General features: G+C 61.9%; 15 protein-coding genes. 5 read left to right on the top strand and 10 right to left on the bottom strand.

What is annotated here, in order from left to right; genetic code table 11:
• Positions 1 to 17: 17 nt before the first annotated feature.
• From otsB to FHT76_RS15765, 5 genes are all read right to left on the bottom strand, one after another.
• Complete coding sequence (otsB, locus tag FHT76_RS15745) at positions 18 to 812, bottom strand: trehalose-phosphatase (RefSeq protein ID WP_183860607.1); 795 nt, start codon at positions 810 to 812, stop codon at positions 18 to 20.
• Positions 813 to 910: 98 nt separating this feature from the next.
• Positions 911 to 2,434: a S10 family peptidase gene (locus tag FHT76_RS15750; protein WP_183860605.1), complete on the bottom strand. Its 1,524-nt coding sequence runs from the start codon at positions 2,432 to 2,434 to the stop codon at positions 911 to 913.
• Between the two features lie 87 nt (positions 2,435 to 2,521).
• Positions 2,522 to 3,814, bottom strand: coding sequence for an MFS transporter (locus FHT76_RS15755; RefSeq protein WP_259185680.1), 1,293 nt, complete (start codon positions 3,812 to 3,814; stop codon positions 2,522 to 2,524).
• Positions 3,811 to 4,488 (bottom strand): FadR/GntR family transcriptional regulator, encoded by a 678-nt coding sequence (locus FHT76_RS15760; protein WP_183860601.1) that lies wholly within the window; start codon positions 4,486 to 4,488, stop codon positions 3,811 to 3,813. The genes FHT76_RS15755 and FHT76_RS15760 overlap by 4 nt, the downstream gene beginning before the upstream one ends.
• A 447-nt stretch (positions 4,489 to 4,935) precedes the next feature.
• A complete protein-coding gene (locus FHT76_RS15765; RefSeq protein ID WP_016552455.1) occupies positions 4,936 to 5,847 on the bottom strand; it encodes a pirin family protein in 912 nt (303 codons plus the stop codon).
• A gap of 263 nt (positions 5,848 to 6,110) precedes the next feature.
• Between FHT76_RS15765 and FHT76_RS15770 the strand changes: the two genes are divergently transcribed.
• Complete coding sequence (locus tag FHT76_RS15770; RefSeq protein ID WP_183860599.1) at positions 6,111 to 6,920, top strand: class II glutamine amidotransferase; 810 nt, start codon at positions 6,111 to 6,113, stop codon at positions 6,918 to 6,920.
• Here the strand turns inward: FHT76_RS15770 and coaBC are convergent.
• Entirely contained in the window at positions 6,910 to 8,118 is a 1,209-nt protein-coding gene (gene coaBC, locus FHT76_RS15775) for a bifunctional phosphopantothenoylcysteine decarboxylase/phosphopantothenate--cysteine ligase CoaBC (protein WP_183860597.1), read from the bottom strand. The genes FHT76_RS15770 and coaBC overlap by 11 nt on opposite strands.
• A 123-nt stretch (positions 8,119 to 8,241) precedes the next feature.
• On the opposite strand from coaBC, the gene FHT76_RS15780 reads away from it, so the two are divergent.
• Together FHT76_RS15780 and FHT76_RS15785 are read left to right on the top strand one after the other, a co-directional pair.
• Positions 8,242 to 8,649: a DUF2946 family protein gene (locus tag FHT76_RS15780; protein WP_259185681.1), complete on the top strand. Its 408-nt coding sequence runs from the start codon at positions 8,242 to 8,244 to the stop codon at positions 8,647 to 8,649.
• Between the two features lie 66 nt (positions 8,650 to 8,715).
• Positions 8,716 to 10,086 carry a PepSY domain-containing protein gene (locus FHT76_RS15785; protein WP_183860594.1) on the top strand — a complete coding sequence of 457 codons (1,371 nt, stop codon included), beginning with the start codon at positions 8,716 to 8,718 and terminating at the stop codon, positions 10,084 to 10,086.
• Between the two features lie 113 nt (positions 10,087 to 10,199).
• Here the strand turns inward: FHT76_RS15785 and FHT76_RS15790 are convergent, their stop codons facing one another.
• Entirely contained in the window at positions 10,200 to 10,949 is a 750-nt protein-coding gene (locus FHT76_RS15790) for an SDR family oxidoreductase (RefSeq protein WP_259126392.1), read from the bottom strand.
• Between the two features lie 110 nt (positions 10,950 to 11,059).
• On the bottom strand, positions 11,060 to 11,824 hold the full coding sequence (locus tag FHT76_RS15795) for an SDR family oxidoreductase (protein ID WP_016552461.1): 765 nt from the start codon (positions 11,822 to 11,824) through the stop codon (positions 11,060 to 11,062).
• Between the two features lie 126 nt (positions 11,825 to 11,950).
• Here FHT76_RS15795 and FHT76_RS15800 point away from each other — a divergent pair, with 126 nt between their 5' ends.
• Positions 11,951 to 12,856, top strand: a complete 906-nt coding sequence (locus FHT76_RS15800) for a LysR family transcriptional regulator (RefSeq protein ID WP_112657784.1) — start codon at positions 11,951 to 11,953, stop codon at positions 12,854 to 12,856.
• Here the strand turns inward: FHT76_RS15800 and FHT76_RS15805 are convergent, their stop codons facing one another.
• Entirely contained in the window at positions 12,857 to 13,729 is an 873-nt protein-coding gene (locus tag FHT76_RS15805; RefSeq protein WP_183860590.1) for a LysR family transcriptional regulator, read from the bottom strand.
• 96 nt (positions 13,730 to 13,825) lie between these two features.
• Here FHT76_RS15805 and FHT76_RS15810 point away from each other — a divergent pair, with 96 nt between their 5' ends.
• On the top strand, positions 13,826 to 15,106 hold the full coding sequence (locus FHT76_RS15810) for an MFS transporter (RefSeq protein WP_183860588.1): 1,281 nt from the start codon (positions 13,826 to 13,828) through the stop codon (positions 15,104 to 15,106).
• A 27-nt stretch (positions 15,107 to 15,133) separates the two neighbouring features.
• Here the strand turns inward: FHT76_RS15810 and FHT76_RS15815 are convergent, their stop codons facing one another.
• The gene (locus FHT76_RS15815; protein ID WP_183860586.1) at positions 15,134 to 16,009 is read right to left on the bottom strand and encodes a DMT family transporter; all 876 of its coding nucleotides are present in this window, start codon (positions 16,007 to 16,009) and stop codon (positions 15,134 to 15,136) included.
• Between the last annotated feature and the right edge of the window lie 125 nt (positions 16,010 to 16,134).

A 16,134-nucleotide genomic window follows, 5' to 3' on the forward strand; every position in this document is an offset into this window, starting at 1 on the left:
CAGCGCGAGCGCTCGGATCAAACGGCAAACTGCCCAATGAGTTCCCGTACTGCCGATGCCGAAGGCAGCGTCAGTGCGGCGGCCGTTTCGGAGGTTGCGCCCACCCGAACGGAGAGGCCGCCCTGACGATTGGCGATGCGAAACATCGCTTCATCGGTTACGTCGTCACCGATGGTGATCGGACGTCTGCCTGCAAACGGTGGCATCGACAGGAACGCCTCGACAGCGTTTCCTTTGTCGGCGCTGGCGGGGCGGATTTCGAGGACCATCTTGCCTCGCTGCAAGGTCCAGTTCGGGCCGGCCCGGGACAGCATCCGCTCCATGATGGACTCCACCTGCGCCTGCTTGTGTGGCGCTAGACGGTAGTGGGCGGCGACTGCCGCTCCCTTGTCTTCCACGAGCACGCCTTCCAGCCCTTCCGTTTCCTTCCGAAGATCGGCCTTCAGAGCCTCGAAGGCGGCTGTCGTTTCTGCCTTGGCGACCTTTCCGTCGGGTCGACGTAACTCGGCGCCGTGCAGGCCGGCGATCGGAAACCGGAATGGCGAGAATAATTCATCAGCATAGGCGAGCGCTCGCCCGGTGACCAAGGCCAACGCGCCACCGAGCCTTTGCGAAGCGATATCGAGACCTGCAGGCAGCAGCGGGGGTACGACGATCGCGTCCGGTACCTCGGCGAGATCGAGCAATGTCCCATCGATATCGAGGAAGAGAGCGCAATCTTGAGGCGAAGAGGACAGAGCGCTCAGCACTTTCTTCTGCCCCGAGGCCGATTGCGGCGTCGCGGCAGGAAATGGCTTACTGGTGTACGACATGGTGACTTACCTATGTCGCTATCATCCCAAGGCAACCCGCGCGGTTGAATGTTGCGAGGAAATCTCGGATTTCTACCGGCGTCCTGCGCTCGGCCGTTTCATTCAGCCGGGATCGTGCCGGAATGCTCGGCAAAAAAAGCCTTGGCGTCGGCCGTGAAGGCTTCTCGCTGATCTGCCCGCGTATAAAACATGTGGCCGCCTCGATAGACCTTCAGCGCCACCCGCTCGCCGGCAAGCGAAGGCGGCAGGTGGTCAACGACATAGCGGCTGACGCCGTAGGGCGTCACCAGATCGCTGGAGCCATGGGCGATCAGCAGGCGGAATTTCGGATTGGAGGCGAGCAGCTGGCGGATGTCGTCGGTCACGCTCGCCTGCAGCCTTGAACCGCCGCCGCGTCCGCCCCATTCCCATCTGCGGCTGATGTCGCCGTCCAGCAGCGAATAGGTCATCTCGGTCTTGAAACCGAGTTCGTTGCGCGCATAGTCGGCAAAGGCGCCGCCATAGGCGCGGGTGAAGCCGTCGAGAATTGCGTCGTCGCCGCGGTCAGAGTCCGACTCCGGGTAAGGATCGGGCGTCGAGAACGCCGCGTCGTAAGGGCTGACGACCTTGCCGTCCTGGCCACTTGACTGCTTGGCGTAGGCATTTCCGAGGAAGCCACGGTTCTTCGTTACGACATCCTCGGGAATACCGGTCATGCCGGCAATCTTCCCATAGAAGGCTTTGGCGGAATCGCCTGTCGGCGCCGGGCCGGCAAGTGTCGTCAGATAGTCGCCGAGTGCAAACTTCTCCGCCTCGCTTTGCCGTACTTCATCGAAGGCGTTGCGCCTCTCCATGTTCGCTGCAGCGAGCGATGGAAACTCAAGCGCGGCGCCGAGTGCAAACTGATCTGCATTGAACATCAGTTGCCCTTCGAGCAGGGGCGAAAGCAGGATCGCGCCGGAGACGATGATGCCTTGGCTATCCTTCAGTGCTCCGGCGACTTTGGCGGCGCGGAAGCCGCCGTAACTTTCGCCGAGAAGAAACTTCGGCGAACCGGAGCGATTGTTGTGAGCGACGTAGAGAGCGATCGCCTTTGCAATGCTCTCCGCGTCGGAGTTGACGTTGTAATATTTGGACGCGTCGTCAGCCTTGGCGGTCCGGCTCCAGCCGGTTCCGATCGGATCGATCAGGACAAGGTCGGTGAAGTCGAGCCAGCTCAGCGGATTGTCGACCAATTTCGCGTCGGCCCCATCGTCGCCCTTCGGGCCGAAATCGAGGATACGCGGCCCCACAAGGCCGAGTTGGAGAAATGCCGAGGCAGCACCCGGGCCGCCATTGAAGGCAAAGGTCAGCGGTCGGTCGGGCGCTCCATTCTTGGCGACATAGGCCGTATAGAAGATGGCGCCGGTCTTGGAGCCGTCTTGCGCGAAGAGATCCAGCGTCCCGGCCGTTGCGACATAGTCGAGCTGTCGGCCACCGATGGTCATTGTGCGCTCGGTCGCCGAGTCGATTGGCAACAGGCTCAGTACACTATCGTCAGATGCCCGCTGTGTAGAAGCATCGCCTCCGCCCTCCTGCGATACGGCGGGAGTGATCGGGGCAAGCAGGGCGGTTGCGAGCAGAATGGCGGACAGGAAACGCAAGACTTCTCCTCCGGCGGAAGCGGCATGGAAGAGGTCAGCCTAGCATCGCCCGGTGAGGGGAGAAATCAACAGATGGTGAGGCGGACGTCAGTCCGCCTTCTCGATCGTCCGCGCATTGACGAATTGTGCACGGCCGGCGTTCCAGCCATTGATGGCGGCACCGGTGCCCAGCGCCACGAAGAGCACCGCCGACCAGCCAAAGCTGCCGGTCCAGCTGCGGATCAGCCCAACGACGAGCGGACCGATCGCCGCAAGCAGGTAGCCGACACATTGGGCCATGCCGGAAAGGTGGGCCGCGACATGCGGATCGCGAGACCTCAAGACGATCGTCGTCATGGCAACCGCAATCAGTCCGCCTTGGCCGATACCCTGCAGCACGGCCCAGACCCAGACCGTGGACAGCGGCGCAAATACCAGGCCGAACAGGGCGACGACGGCGACGGCGCAGAGCGACGCGTTGATCACCCGCTGATCCTTGCCCCTGACCGCGATCTGCGGGGCGACAAGGCATGCCGCGGCCTGAACCATCACCGACACGGAAACGATCGCCCCCGCAGTGATGCCGTCAATGCCGCGTTCGCGCAGGATCGGAACGAGCCAGCCGAACACGCAATAGGCCAGTGCTGATTGCAGCCCCATGAAGAGTGTGACCTGCCAGGCCAGGCGATCGCGCCAGAGCCCTTGCACCGAAAAGCCGGTGCGCTTGACCTGGTTCTTCGTGGACAGCACCTGCGGCAGCCAGATAATCGCGACGACCAGCGCGGGTATCCCCCACGCGGCGAGCGCCGCGGAAAGGGAATCACCGAGAATGTGTTCGAGCGGCAAGGTGAAGCCCGCCGCGCTCGCGGCGCCGGCGCACAGCGCCATCGTGTAGAAGCCGGTCATCAATGCGGCGCGATCGGCAAAGTCGCGCTTGACCAAGCCCGGCAGCAGCACGTTCCCGACAGCGATGCAGCCGCCGGCGAGGGCAGTGCCGACGAAGAGCAGCGGAATCGAGGAAAGGCCACGCAAGGCTGTCCCGAGCGCCAGCAGGACGAGCACGCCGAGAAGCGTGCGTTCCGTGCCGATCCGCTGGGCAAGCCGCGGCGCCAGCGGTGAAAAGGCACCGAGGCAAACAACGGGCAAAGTGGTCAGCAGGCTGGCGCCCAGCGCGGAGAGGCCGAGTTCAGATTTGATTTCGGGCAACAGCGCCGAGGCGCTGGAGAACACCGGACGCAGATTGAACGCAATCAGAACGAGGCTTGCCCCAAGCAGAAAGCGCGCCGCGGCGCTGCTGCCGACCGGCGGCTTCGGTTGCGGGACGCTGTCGGCCTCGGCGTCGATGAGCTGTTCGTCCGCCAGGTCGTAGACGTGAGCGGAATCCTGGAGGGGCGTTGTCATGAATGGAGCATCCGGTCGAGAGCACTGATGATCGGGGCCATGAAGCGGCGTACGGCGGCGTCGGCCTGCTGCGGATTGCCGCTGGCGATTGCGTCGATGATGTCCGCATGCGCCCGCATATCGGGCTCCGGAATTTCATCATCCAACGTCGCCTTGATCGTCTCGGTGATCGAGGCGGAGAAAAACTCATAGATTTCAATCATCGCACGGTTGGCAGACGCGGCGATGACCGCCTTGTGAAAGGCAAGATCGCGTTCGACGAAGGCGCTTTTGTCGCCGCCTTCGAAATTGCCGCGCTTTTCAAGAAGTGCCCGAAGCTCCGCGATGATCGCAGGCGTCTGCCGTAGGGCCGCGAGCCGTGCCGCCTCGACGTCGAGCGCGCACCGGGCCTCGAACAGATCGCGCAGACTGGCGCGACGGGCCATGGTGAGCGGCAGCCGGGTATCCGTGGTCGAGAGCACGTAGGTTCCCGAGCCCTGCCGGGTCTCCAGCAGGCCTTGCGACACCAGCACCCTGACCGCCTCGCGGACAGTTCCGCGGCTGACGGAGAGCATGGACGAAAGCGTCGCCTCGTTCGGCAATTTATCGCCAACCGCCCACCTTTTTCCGAGGATCTCCGCACGGATCGCCTCAATGGCGGTATCTGCTAGCTTGGTTTTTGCGAGTGGTTCCATCGTTCGTATTCGTAAAGTCATCAGATGACTTTACGAATACTCCGAGATCATGATGTTCGTCAATGCCATCGCGAAAATTGGAAAAGGGCCGCGCGAGCGACCCTTTCCATGAGTTCTGGCCTGTAAATGGCCGGACCGTCAAAGCGGCCCTAGGAAGGTGGGCTTAGAGCGAGGGCTGCCTCGCTTTCATCACCACTTCCATGCCTTTTACGAGGTCTGAAATCTCATTAGACATTGGATCACCTTCCTTTCGTTCTGTTGTCGATAAGAAGAAGGTAGGATGATTCGCCGGCGATGCAAGAAGAATTCCTGACGAGGACGGCGCGACAACTTGCCAATCCCACGATTTCATTTCGCTGTCATCGGTGATCCTGTAATGATTACAACGGAGTGCTTGCTTCTGTTCCATTGTAGACTTTAGTGGGAAAGCCTGTGGATTGAGCCGGCTCAATGTGCGGCCTTGATGAACGTGCCATTCTGCAGTTCGCGCATCGCCTGCATGATCTCTTCGCGGGAATTCATGACGATCGGCCCGTGCCAGGCGACCGGTTCCTCGATCGGCTTGCCCGAGACAAGCAGGAAGCGGATACCTTCGTCGCCGGCCTGCACTGTCACTTCGTCACCGCTGTCGAAGACGACCAGCGTTCGGTTGCCCGACATGTCGCGGATGTTCAGCTCTTCGCCGTTGACCTCTTTCTCGACGCGGACGCCGAAGGGTTTCGACGCGTCGCGGAACGTGCCGGAGCCAGCGAAGATATAGGCAAAGGCATTGCGATAGGTATCGACCGGCAAGCGCTTCTTCTTGCCTGGCGGTACCGAGACATCGAGGTAGATCGGCTCGGCTGCCACGCCGTCGACTGGGCCTGCCTTGCCCCAGAAGTCGCCGCAGATGACGCGCACAGCCGTGCCATCGTCATCGACCACGACAGGAATGTCGGCGGACTTGACGTCCTGGTAGCGTGGCGCCGTCATCTTCAGCGACGAGGGGAGATTGGCCCAGAGCTGGAAGCCGTGCATGCGTCCGGCAAAATCGCCCTTCGGCATTTCCTGATGCATGATGCCGCTGCCCGCCGTCATCCACTGGATGTCGCCGGCGCCGAGCAGGCCGCGATTGCCGAGGCTGTCGCCATGCTCGACCGTGCCGGCGAGAACATAGGTGATCGTCTCGATGCCGCGGTGCGGATGCCATGGGAAGCCGCGGATATATTCGGCCGGATTGTCGTTGCGGAAATCGTCCATCATCAGGAACGGATCTGTCATCGACGGATCTCCGAAGCCGAAGACGCGATGCAGCTTCACGCCGGCGCCTTCCATTGTCGGCGTTGCAGTGCTCATATGCTTTACGGGACGGATCGACATGGCATCCTCTCCAAGGTTCAACTTAGCCCGAAATATAGCCATCGGGCCGGCCCGAGCGAAACCGCCGGAGGCAGGAACGCACTGTTCACAAAAGAAGATGCGCCATTGCGCAATGTGAACGCGTCAACCGTCAGAAATTTGTCATCTTCCGCTTGCAAGCCACGAAGCCGTTCAGGTCTTATTAACCATCGGATTCGACAATCATTGTCGCGTTTCAGCATTTCTCCCGCTTCCGACGGAGCGGGTTCCGGAGTGGAAAGAGCATGTGTCGCTGGGCAGCCTATCGCGGAGAACCCCTCTATCTGGAGGAACTGGTGTCATCGCCCGCGCACTCGCTGATCGAGCAATCGCATTGCGCCACCCGGGCCAAGACGCCCACCAATGGCGACGGCTTCGGCATTGCCTGGTATGGCGACCGACCGGAGCCGGGTCGCTATCGCGACACCTTGCCGGCCTGGTCCGACTGCAATCTCAAGAGCCTTGCGCGGCAGATCCGTTCGCCGTTGTTCCTGGCGCACGTGCGGGCGGCGACCGGCGGCGGTACCCGTCGCGACAACTGTCACCCTTTCACCTACGGCAACTGGTCGTTCATGCACAACGGCCAGATCTCCGGCTTCGAGCGGCTGCGCCGACCCATGGAAGGCATGCTGGACGACGAACTCTTCAATGCCCGCGGCGGGACGACCGATTCAGAGCTGATGTTCCTGCTTGCCCTGCAGTTCGGTCTACAACAGACGCCGGTGGCTGCGATGGCGGAGATGATCCGCTTCGTCGAAAGCCTCGCCGACAAGCTGCTGGGATCTGTGCTGCTGCGCTATACGGCGGCCTTCTCCGATGGCAAGTCGCTCTATGCGATCCGCTATGCGACCGATCGCAAGGCGCCGACGCTTTACGCCTCACCGCTCGGCAAGGGCTATTGCCTAGTGTCCGAGCCGCTCAACGATGACGTCGATGCCTGGGCAGAGATCCCGGACGGCAGCGTCGTCACGCTCGGCGACGGTGGTCTCGACATCGTACCGTTTCGTCCGGTGCAGGCTGTGGTGAGAGCCGCTCCGGTCGCCATCACGGCTTGAGCCGTTCGGCAATCATTGCCGCCAGCCTGGTGGCAACCTCTTCCTTTGCAAGGTCCGGCCACTGCTCGATGCCGCTGTGGGCGACGATCTTTACGCGGTTGCGCACACCGCCCATGATGCCCGTTGCCGGCGAAACATCGTTGGCGACGATGATATCGGCGCCCTTGCGATCAAGCTTTGCCCTGGCGTTGTTTTCGACGTCCTGGGTTTCTGCGGCGAAGCCGATCACCAGCTTCGGCCGCATCGTGTGATGGCCGACTGTTTTCAGGATGTCCGGATTTTCCGTTAGCGCGAGCGTCGGAATGGATTCGCCCGGATGCTTCTTGATCTTCTGGTCGGCGGCTGAGGCCACGCGCCAGTCGGCGACGGCCGCGACCATCACGGCGACATCGGCGGGCAGCGCTGCGAGCACGGCATCCCGCATCTGATCGGCGCGCTCCACATGGACAACCTTGACGCCAAAAGGATCGGGAATGGAAACCGGTCCGGAAACGAGGGTCACATCTGCGCCAAGCGTGGCGAGTGCCGCGGCAATTGCATGCCCCTGGCGGCCGGAGGAGCGATTGGCGATGTAGCGCACGGGGTCAATCGGCTCATGCGTTGGCCCGGAGGTGACGATGGCCCTGCGACCGGCAAGCGGTTTTGGCCCATCGCTGAGCAAAGCTTCTGCCGCAGCAACGATCTCCAGCGGTTCGGCCATGCGACCGATGCCCGCCTCACGGCTCTCCGCCATCTCGCCGGACATCGGCCCGATGAAGCGGATGCGGTCGCCGCGCAGCGTCTCGACGTTGCGCTTCGTCGCCGGATGCGCCCACATATGCGGGTTCATGGCGGGTGCGACGAGAACCGGCCGGTCGGTCGCAAGCAACACCGTAGAAGCAAGGTCGTCCGCAAGCCCGTTCGCCATCTTGGCAAGCAGGTCCGCCGTCGCCGGCGCGATCAGGACAAGGTCGCAATCGCGCGCCAGCCGGATGTGCCCGACATCCTGCTCGTCCTGCCGAGAAAAAAGATCGGTGAACACATGGTCGGCGGCAAGCGCGCCGACGGCAAGCGGCGTCACGAATTCCTGCGCGCCTGTGGTCATCAGCGGTCGCACGGAAGCGCCCCGCTCCCTGAGCCGTCGGATCAGGTCCAGGCTTTTATAGGCCGCGATCCCGCCTGAAATGATGAGGAGGATGCGTTTGCCGCTGAGAACCATGGCTCTTTCCATCGATTAGCTGATTGCATCAAACCCTAAGCCTTTGGGGAATAATAAGCAATCGGCACTGGAAGCGCATCGGTCGCAGTGACAACGCGGACGTCCTGTGGCATGGAGCGAAGCATGGGGACCATGCGGAGAATCTTGCGGGATCGGGTATCGGTAAGCGCCGTCGCGCTGCTGTTCGCCTGCCTGCTTTTGATCCAGGGGCTGCTGACCGGCACCGCGCAGGGATCGATGGTGGCATCCGCCGTCGATCCCTTCGCGATCATCTGTTCTTCGAGCGGACACGGTTCCGTCGATGATGCCGGGCACGGTAATTTGCCGGCCAAGAAGATGCCGGAGTGCCCGTGCGGCACGCTCTGCCGCCTCGCATCGACTGCCATGCCGGCAATTCTCGGCGGGCAGACAGCTCCTCTTTATGTTGCGGTCGAGGCCTCTATCGACATAGCGGCCCGAGCGGATGCCGTTGTTTCATATCCTTTGCGCGGACGGATCGCCGAACCGCGTGCACCTCCCATCACAGCCTGACGTCATCGTCGTCCGCCTCTACGCCTGTTGCTGCAGAGGCCGATTTTCTCACGTTGGGAGTCCTCCATGTCCGATCTTACCATCGGTCGCGAGAGCGTTGGCGCTTCGGTGCGCTCCGCCTCCGACCTCTACCGCGCCGTCTGGCGTTGGCATTTTTACGCAGGCCTTCTCGTCCTGCCTTTCATGATTACGCTGGCAATCACCGGCGGCCTCTATCTCTTCAAGGATGAGATAGACGCGGCGATCCATTCCGATCTCAAGCGCGTCGAAGTGCAGCCGGGCGTAAACCCTGCGGCACCTTCAGCTATGGTGGCCGCCGCGCTTGCTGTCCACCCTGGAACTGCAGTCAAATTCACCGACCCGGTCACGCCCGACGCTTCTGCCGAAATCACCGTCGGTACCGAGACGGAAGGTAAACTTGCTGTTTACGTCAACCCCTACACCGCCAAGGTGCTGGGCGCATTGCCGGATCGCGGCACCGTCATGTGGACGATCCGCTATCTTCACAGCCTAAAATATTTCGGAAACTACGCACGCATGCTGATCGAAATCGCGGCCGGTTGGTCAATCCTGCTGGTTGCCACGGGCATCTACCTCTGGTGGCCGCGACGCCAGACTGGGGGCGTTCTTTCCGTTCGCGGCACGCCGAAGCGCCGGGTCTTCTGGCGGGACATGCACGCCGTGAGCGGCATATTCGTCGGCTTCTTCATCGTCTTCCTGGCCATCACGGGCATGCCGTGGTCCGGGGTCTGGGGCGGCAAGGTCAATGAGTGGGCGAATGGTAATAACTTCGGCTATCCCGCAGGGGTGCGCGTCGCCGTACCGATGTCCGACGAGCACCTCGATCACATTGCCAAGACCTCGTGGTCGCTGGAGCAGGCGCAGGTCCCGCAGTCTGCCGGGCACGCGCATCATGCACAGCCGATCAGTCTCGACGGCGCCGTCGCCACCTTCGACCGTCTTGGCCTGCATCGTGGCTACGCCGTGAATATTCCGACGACGTCGGACGGTGTGTTTACCGGATCGGTCTATCCCGATGACCTTACCAAGCAGCGGGTCGTACATCTCGACCAGTATTCCGGAACGCCACTGATCGACATGAGCTATGCCGACTACGGTCCGCTCGGAAAGTCGCTCGAGTGGGGCATCAACACCCATCTCGGTCAGCAATTCGGGCTTGTGAACCAGCTTGTGCTTATCGTCGCTTGTGCGGCGATCATCCTGCTTGCGGTTTCGGCTGCGATCATGTGGTGGAAGCGACGCCCGGCCGGATCGCTCGGCGTTCCGCCGATGCCGGCGGACAAACGCGTGTTTCGCGGCCTGATTGCGATCCTTGCCATCGGCGGGGTGCTCTTCCCGCTGGTCGGCCTGTCGCTCATCGTTATGCTCGGCTTGGATTGGCTCTACGTCAGGTCCAGAAGGTTGCGATCGATGTGACATCGCGGGGGAGGCGGACACACTCGCGCCTAGCCCGATCGACAGATAGCAGAAAGGCCGTGGAGGAGAGAATCCACGGCCTTCTCACGCATCCTCTCTCGGGGTCTCGGTCCTCAGAGGTTGCTCATCCCGCCATCGATGACAAGTTCGCTGCCGACGATGTAGGCAGCTTCATCGGAGGCGAGGAAGATGATCGTCTTGGCAACCTCGCCGGCGTCGCCGAACCGGCCGACCGGAATTTGCGCCTGGATCTGCGATGCCATCGCCTTGGCGTCGGCTTCCGACATTCCGAACTTGCCATAGAGCGGTGTCGCGATCGGACCGGGGCTAACCGCGTTGACGCGAATGCCGCGGCCGATCAATTCGCCGGAGAGCGTCTTTGCCAGCGTCAGCAGCGCGCCCTTGGTCAGGGCGTAGACGCTGGAATTCGGCATGCCGATATGGGCGTTGATCGAGGTGTTGAGAACGATCGAGGCCTGCTTCGAAAAGAGCGGCAAGAGTGCCTGGATCAGGAAGAACGGACCCTTGACATTGATCGCGATCGACTTGTCGAAGGCTTCCTCGCTCCATTGTTCGAGCGGGCCGAACTCGGCCACGCCGGCATTGACGAAGAGGATGTCGAGATGACCGAAAACTTCCTTGATGGTGGCGGCGACGGTCTTCTGGCCGGCAGCGTTGCCGGCATCCGCCTGGATGACCAACGCCTTGTCGCCAAATTCGGCACGGGCGGCCTCGACGCTCTTTTCGCTACTGCCGGTGATGGCAACGCGAGCGCCTTCGGCGATGAATTGACGGGCGGTTTCGAGGCCGATGCCGCTGGTGCCGCCAGTGATGAGAGCTGTCTTGTTCTGCAAGCGTGCCATTGTCGTGGGTCCTTATGATCCATTGATGTTGGGAGGATGCGATTGCAATTGCTAGCCGCGATATCCGCTCTTTCCACAATCTTTCCGGTCAGAGCGGATAGCTTTCGAACTCAGGTGCGGGTGATCGAGGCGCCACCGTCGACCAGCGAGGCGGTGCCGGTGACGAAGCTCGAGTCGTCGGATGCGAAGTAGAGCACGGAGCGGGCAAGTTCCTCAGGCGCAGCGACACGCTTCAGCGCATGCAGGTTGGTGATGAAGCTCTGCTTGCCTTCGGTGTCGTTCATCTCGCGATACATGTCGGTGTCGACAGCACCCGGCAGAACCGCATTGACACGCACATTCTTCGGGCCGAATTCGGCGGCGAGCGCCTGCGTCAGGCCGATGAGGCCGGACTTGCTGGCGGCATAAGCGGCAACGCCCGGGAAGGCGAAGCTGTAGCCGACGAAAGTCGAGGTGAAGATGACCGAGCCGCCGCCGTTCTTTTCCATCTGGCCGATCTGATGCTTGGCAGCCAGGAAGGAGGCCGTCAGGTTGATCGTCAGCGCCTCCGTGAAACCGGCTTCAGAAACGCCAGTGCTAGGACCGGCTTCGCCAAGGATGCCGGCATTGTTGAAAGCAATGTCGAGCTTGCCGTAGCGATCGACTGCGGTGGCGACCAGCGCCTTGTGATAGTCTTCCGAGCGGACGTCGCCGGCAACGGCAACGGCGTCTCCACCGGCTGCCTTGATCTCTGCCACCAGGCTTTCAAGTTCTGCCTGGCGGCGGGCGCCGACCACGACCTTTGCGCCCTCGGCAGCAAAGAGCTTGGCCGTTGCGCGACCGATGCCGGCGCTTGCGCCGGTGACGATGGCGACTTTTCCATTCAAGCGGTTCATTGTTCCATCTCCAGTGTTGGGTAGTGGGTGGCGATTGCCGTCCCTTTCGATGAGCAGAAGATGGCATTTTCTTTTCGTTCGGATTAGTCTCCAAATGGTGGAACTCGAATTCGGATTTGCCGAACGATGATCAGGGTTGAGGGAATAACGGCTTTCGTGGCGATCGTGGAAGCCGGCTCGGTCAGCGAGGCCGCCCGGCGCCTGCGGTTGTCGAAGTCTGTCGTCAGCGAGCGACTGGCGGAGCTTGAAAAATCGCTTGGCGGTGTGCTCCTTCATCGCACCACGCGAAAACTCACCCTCACGGAAGACGGCACGGCCTTTCTGGAGCGCGCGACGCGGATCGTTCAGGAAATAGAGGAAGCCACCGCCGAGATGGCGGTACGCCGTGGCACACTATCCGGACCGCTGCGCATTGCCGCCCCCGTCACCTTCGGGCGCATGCATCTTGGCCCTGCGCTATACCCGTTTCTGGCCGAGCACCCGGAGATCCAGCTTGTGCTCGACATCGACGACCGCCGCGTCGATGTCTCCTCGGAAGGGTATGATGCCGTGGTCCGCCATGGCCCGATTGTCGACTCCCGGCTGGTTGTATGGAAGCTCAGCCGCAGTCGTCGGATTTTGGTCGCCTCGCCGGATTATCTCGGCCGCCATGGTATGCCGAAGACCCTTGCCGACCTTGATGACCATAAAGGCATCTTCTACACCAACCGGGGCGTTGCCGACTGGCGGTTCCAGACCCCGGATGGAGCGATCGTCGTGCGGGCAAGCCAGGCCGTCGGCATGAACAACGGAGACATGATCCGCGATGCCGCGGCCGCCGGTCTCGGAATCGCGCTGCTGCCAGCCTTCATCGCTGGACCTGCGATCAGTAAGGGACAGCTGCAGGAAATCGATGTCGGCTACAGGCCGGAAGCCGAGTTCATCTATATGGCGCATCCGGAGGGCCGCAATCCGTCCGCGAAGTTGCGCGCCGTCGCGGACCATCTGCGCAGGACCTTCGGAGATCCGCCCTATTGGGATCCCGCCGGCTGATCAGATGAGGCTCATCATGTTTGCGGCGACGCGCGACCGCTGTGCCTTCAACATAGCAAGTCCGAGACGCGCCACCAGCGGTGGCCCCTCGATCGGTCGGTAGGCGACGCCATCGAGAGCCAGATGGGCAATCGAAGCCGGAACGATCGACACGCCGAGATCGGCGGCCACAAGATTGACGACCGACGGAATCTGTGGCGCCTCCTGTGTCACGACGAGCTCGAAACCGGCATCGCGGCATCCGCGCACGATATCGTCATAGAGACTGAGACCAACCGTGCGTGGAAACAGAATGAAAGGTTCGCCAGCAAGCGCCGAGAGTGGCACCTTCCCGTATTTTGCAAGCGGGTGGTGCGCCGGCAAAGCAATCAGCATCGGCTCGTCCGCCAGTCGCTTCAGCGTGACGTCTTTCGGATCTTCCAGACCGGGTCTGATGAAGGCGACGTCGATTTCCTGCCGCAGCAATTTCTCCATCAACCAATTGCTGTTCATCTCGGTCAAGGAAAGGCTGACATCGGGCCACTGGCTGCGAAAGCGGCGGATCGTGCCGCTGACCGCCGTGTTGAAGGCGGAGGATGCGGTAAAGCCGAGTGCCAGCCGCCCGGTCTCGCCACGTGTCGCGCGCTGTGCGGCGAGTTTCGCTTTTTCGGCCGCAGCAATGGCAGCCCGGCCTTCCGGCAGGAATGCGCTGCCCGCCTCCGTCAGTTCCGCGCCATGCGGGACGCGATGAAACAGCGCGGCGCCGACCTCATGTTCAAGGTCGCGGATCTGCTGGCTGAGCGGCGGCTGGCCGATGCCGAGCTTCGCGGCGGCGCGGGTGAAATTCCCCTCTTCGGCCACTGCCAGGAAATAGCGGATATGGCGCAACTCCATTGGTATCTCCAAAAGCTATCAACAATGGCACTTTCATATATTGGACAAATAGCGCGCTGCTGGCTAGGTCAAAAGGCGTGAAAGGTTGGTGCCCCGATGCAACGCGCCGCAGATAAGCCCTTAGACGCCTCCGAAATCCACTCGCGTCCAAATCTCCACGTCGTGCGAACGACGGCGGGGCCGCAGGACAGGCAGTTCCTGCTGCGCGGCACCTCGTCCTATCGGCGCGCCAGCCTCGCGCTCTTCCTTTCCGGCTTTGCTACCTTTTCGCTGCTCTATTGCGTGCAGCCGCTGATGCCGATCTTTGCCGCGGACTTCGGAGTAAGCCCGGCGGCGAGCTCGCTATCATTGTCTTTGTCGACCGGCTTTCTCGCCTTCGCCATCTTCTGTGCCGCGGCCGTCTCCGAAAGCTTTGGCCGCCGCAGCCTGATGTTCGCTTCGCTGCTCGGGGCCGCGCTTTGCACGATCGCCTGCGCCCTCGTCCCAAGCTGGCACGCGCTGCTTGTTATCCGCGCGCTTGAAGGGCTGTTGCTCGGAGGCGTACCGGCTGTCGCGATGGCCTATCTCTCCGAGGAAATCGATCCGCGGGGACTTGGCGCTTCGATGGGCCTCTATATCGCTGGGAATGCCTTCGGCGGTATGGCAGGCCGTGTCGTCACGGGCACGCTGGCTGAATTTTTCTCCTGGCGCGTCGCATTGGGCGCGCTCGGCGTGCTCGGCCTTGCTGCAGCAATCGGCTTCTTCCTGCTGCTCCCCGCATCGCGCAATTTTACACCGCGCAAGGGTTTCGACGCCCGATTTCACGTGAGGGCCTGGGCCGGACATCTTAGCAATCCTGCCCTGCCGCTGCTCTTCGCCATCGGCTTTCTCGCCATGGGCACCTTCGTCACGGTTTACAACTACATCGGCTTCCGCCTAGTTCAGCCGCCATACAACCTCAATCAAACCGAGCTTGGCCTGATCTTCACGGTTTACCTCTTTGGCATTGCTGCCTCGTGGGTTGCCGGCATGCTCGGTGATCGCATCGGTCACTTCATCGTCCTGCCGGCCGGCATTGCGGTCGCGGCATTGGGTGTGACCGCGACGCTCTCGTCCTCCTTGCCGCTGATTGTCCTTGGCATCGTGCTGCTGACATCGGGCTTCTTCGTCGCCCATTCGGTGGCAAGCGCGCTCGTCGGTCGCCTTGCCCGCGGCACCAAGGGGCACGCTTCCGCGCTCTATCTGCTGTCATATTACATCGGTTCCAGCGTTGCCGGTTCGGTCGGTGGCTATTTCTGGGGTGCCGATGGCTGGGATGCCGTCGTTTCCTTCACGCTGGCGCTGCTGGTGCTCGGTATGGTCGCGGCGCTCGCCGCCGCGAGGCTGGCCAAACGATAGGCGTCATAACCAAAGATAGTAAGCGGACTAAACAGTCTTTGCTGTGCGCCGCGGTTGAGCCCCTCTCATGCCGCTCCACAGATACCAGAAGACGGAGATCAGGATGATCACACCGCCGATGATTGTGGAAAGGGTGGGCGTCTCCGAGAAGGCGAGCCAGACCCAGAGCGGACCGAGTACGACGTCAAGCAAGCCGATCAGTCCAGCCTCGCTCGACGGAATATAGCGGCCGCCGGTCATGAACAGCAGATAGGCGATCCCCGATGTCGTCGACCCAAACACCACGAGCACGAGGATTTCCTGCCAGCTCGGTAGCGTGTGGGACATCAGCGGCAGACAAAGCAGCACACAGAGGCCCGACCCCAGCGCGTTGACTGGCGCCAGCCGCAGCGCCGGATAGCGTCGCGCTGCCACGAGCAGAATGCTGAAGGTTAGCGTCATCAGGAACGCCAGGGCATTGCCCGCGATGTCCTGGGGCCTCGCCCCGAAACCTGCAACAATCAGGACGCCAACGAAGGCGATCATACTGGCGATAAGCACGCGCCGGCTGATCTTCTCCTTCAGCCAGAGATAGGCGATGGCTGCGGCGACGAAGGGAACGGTCGCATAGATCGCCAGCACGTTGGCGACGGTCGTCAGCTTGAGCGCGCCAATATAGCCGTACATCGAAATCGCGGCCATCAGACCAAACAGCGGATAGAAATAGAGCGGTACCTTGCCAGGCGCGGCACTAATCCGCTTCTTTGCCAAAATGATGATCGTCAGCGCCAGTCCACCAAACAGTGAGCGCCAGCCGAGCACCGTCCAGACATCGAGGTCGAGCGCCCGGACGAAGAGCCCCGCGGTGCTCCACATGATCGTAGCAATGCTGACGAGGAGCATACCGTAGGTGCGGGGCTGCATGGTGAGGTCCGTTCGTTGGAATGGCAGCTGTCGAGTCGACATCCGATCTCTATCAGAGACGCCAGACCAGCGATCGATCGGTTGCGCCACGCCATAGCGTAATCCGACACAAAATGCCTCCAGAC

The sequence above is a fragment of the Rhizobium sp. BK176 genome (assembly GCF_024808055.1).

Bases quoted from the DNA above. Each gene is read 5' to 3' on its own strand.
- otsB (WP_183860607.1), bottom strand. From the start codon at position 812: ATGTCGTACACCAGTAAGCCATTTCCTGCCGCGACGCCGCAATCGGCC.
- FHT76_RS15755 (WP_259185680.1), bottom strand. From the start codon at position 3,814: ATGACAACGCCCCTCCAGGATTCCGCTCACGTCTACGACCTGGCGGAC.
- FHT76_RS15760 (WP_183860601.1), bottom strand. From the start codon at position 4,488: ATGGAACCACTCGCAAAAACCAAGCTAGCAGATACCGCCATTGAGGCG.
- FHT76_RS15765 (WP_016552455.1), bottom strand. From the start codon at position 5,847: ATGTCGATCCGTCCCGTAAAGCATATGAGCACTGCAACGCCGACAATG.
- FHT76_RS15770 (WP_183860599.1), top strand. From the start codon at position 6,111: ATGTGTCGCTGGGCAGCCTATCGCGGAGAACCCCTCTATCTGGAGGAA.
- coaBC (WP_183860597.1), bottom strand. From the start codon at position 8,118: ATGGTTCTCAGCGGCAAACGCATCCTCCTCATCATTTCAGGCGGGATC.
- FHT76_RS15780 (WP_259185681.1), top strand. From the start codon at position 8,242: ATGGGGACCATGCGGAGAATCTTGCGGGATCGGGTATCGGTAAGCGCC.
- FHT76_RS15785 (WP_183860594.1), top strand. From the start codon at position 8,716: ATGTCCGATCTTACCATCGGTCGCGAGAGCGTTGGCGCTTCGGTGCGC.
- FHT76_RS15790 (WP_259126392.1), bottom strand. From the start codon at position 10,949: ATGGCACGCTTGCAGAACAAGACAGCTCTCATCACTGGCGGCACCAGC.
- FHT76_RS15795 (WP_016552461.1), bottom strand. From the start codon at position 11,824: ATGAACCGCTTGAATGGAAAAGTCGCCATCGTCACCGGCGCAAGCGCC.
- FHT76_RS15800 (WP_112657784.1), top strand. From the start codon at position 11,951: ATGATCAGGGTTGAGGGAATAACGGCTTTCGTGGCGATCGTGGAAGCC.
- FHT76_RS15805 (WP_183860590.1), bottom strand. From the start codon at position 13,729: ATGGAGTTGCGCCATATCCGCTATTTCCTGGCAGTGGCCGAAGAGGGG.
- FHT76_RS15810 (WP_183860588.1), top strand. From the start codon at position 13,826: ATGCAACGCGCCGCAGATAAGCCCTTAGACGCCTCCGAAATCCACTCG.
- FHT76_RS15815 (WP_183860586.1), bottom strand. From the start codon at position 16,009: ATGCAGCCCCGCACCTACGGTATGCTCCTCGTCAGCATTGCTACGATC.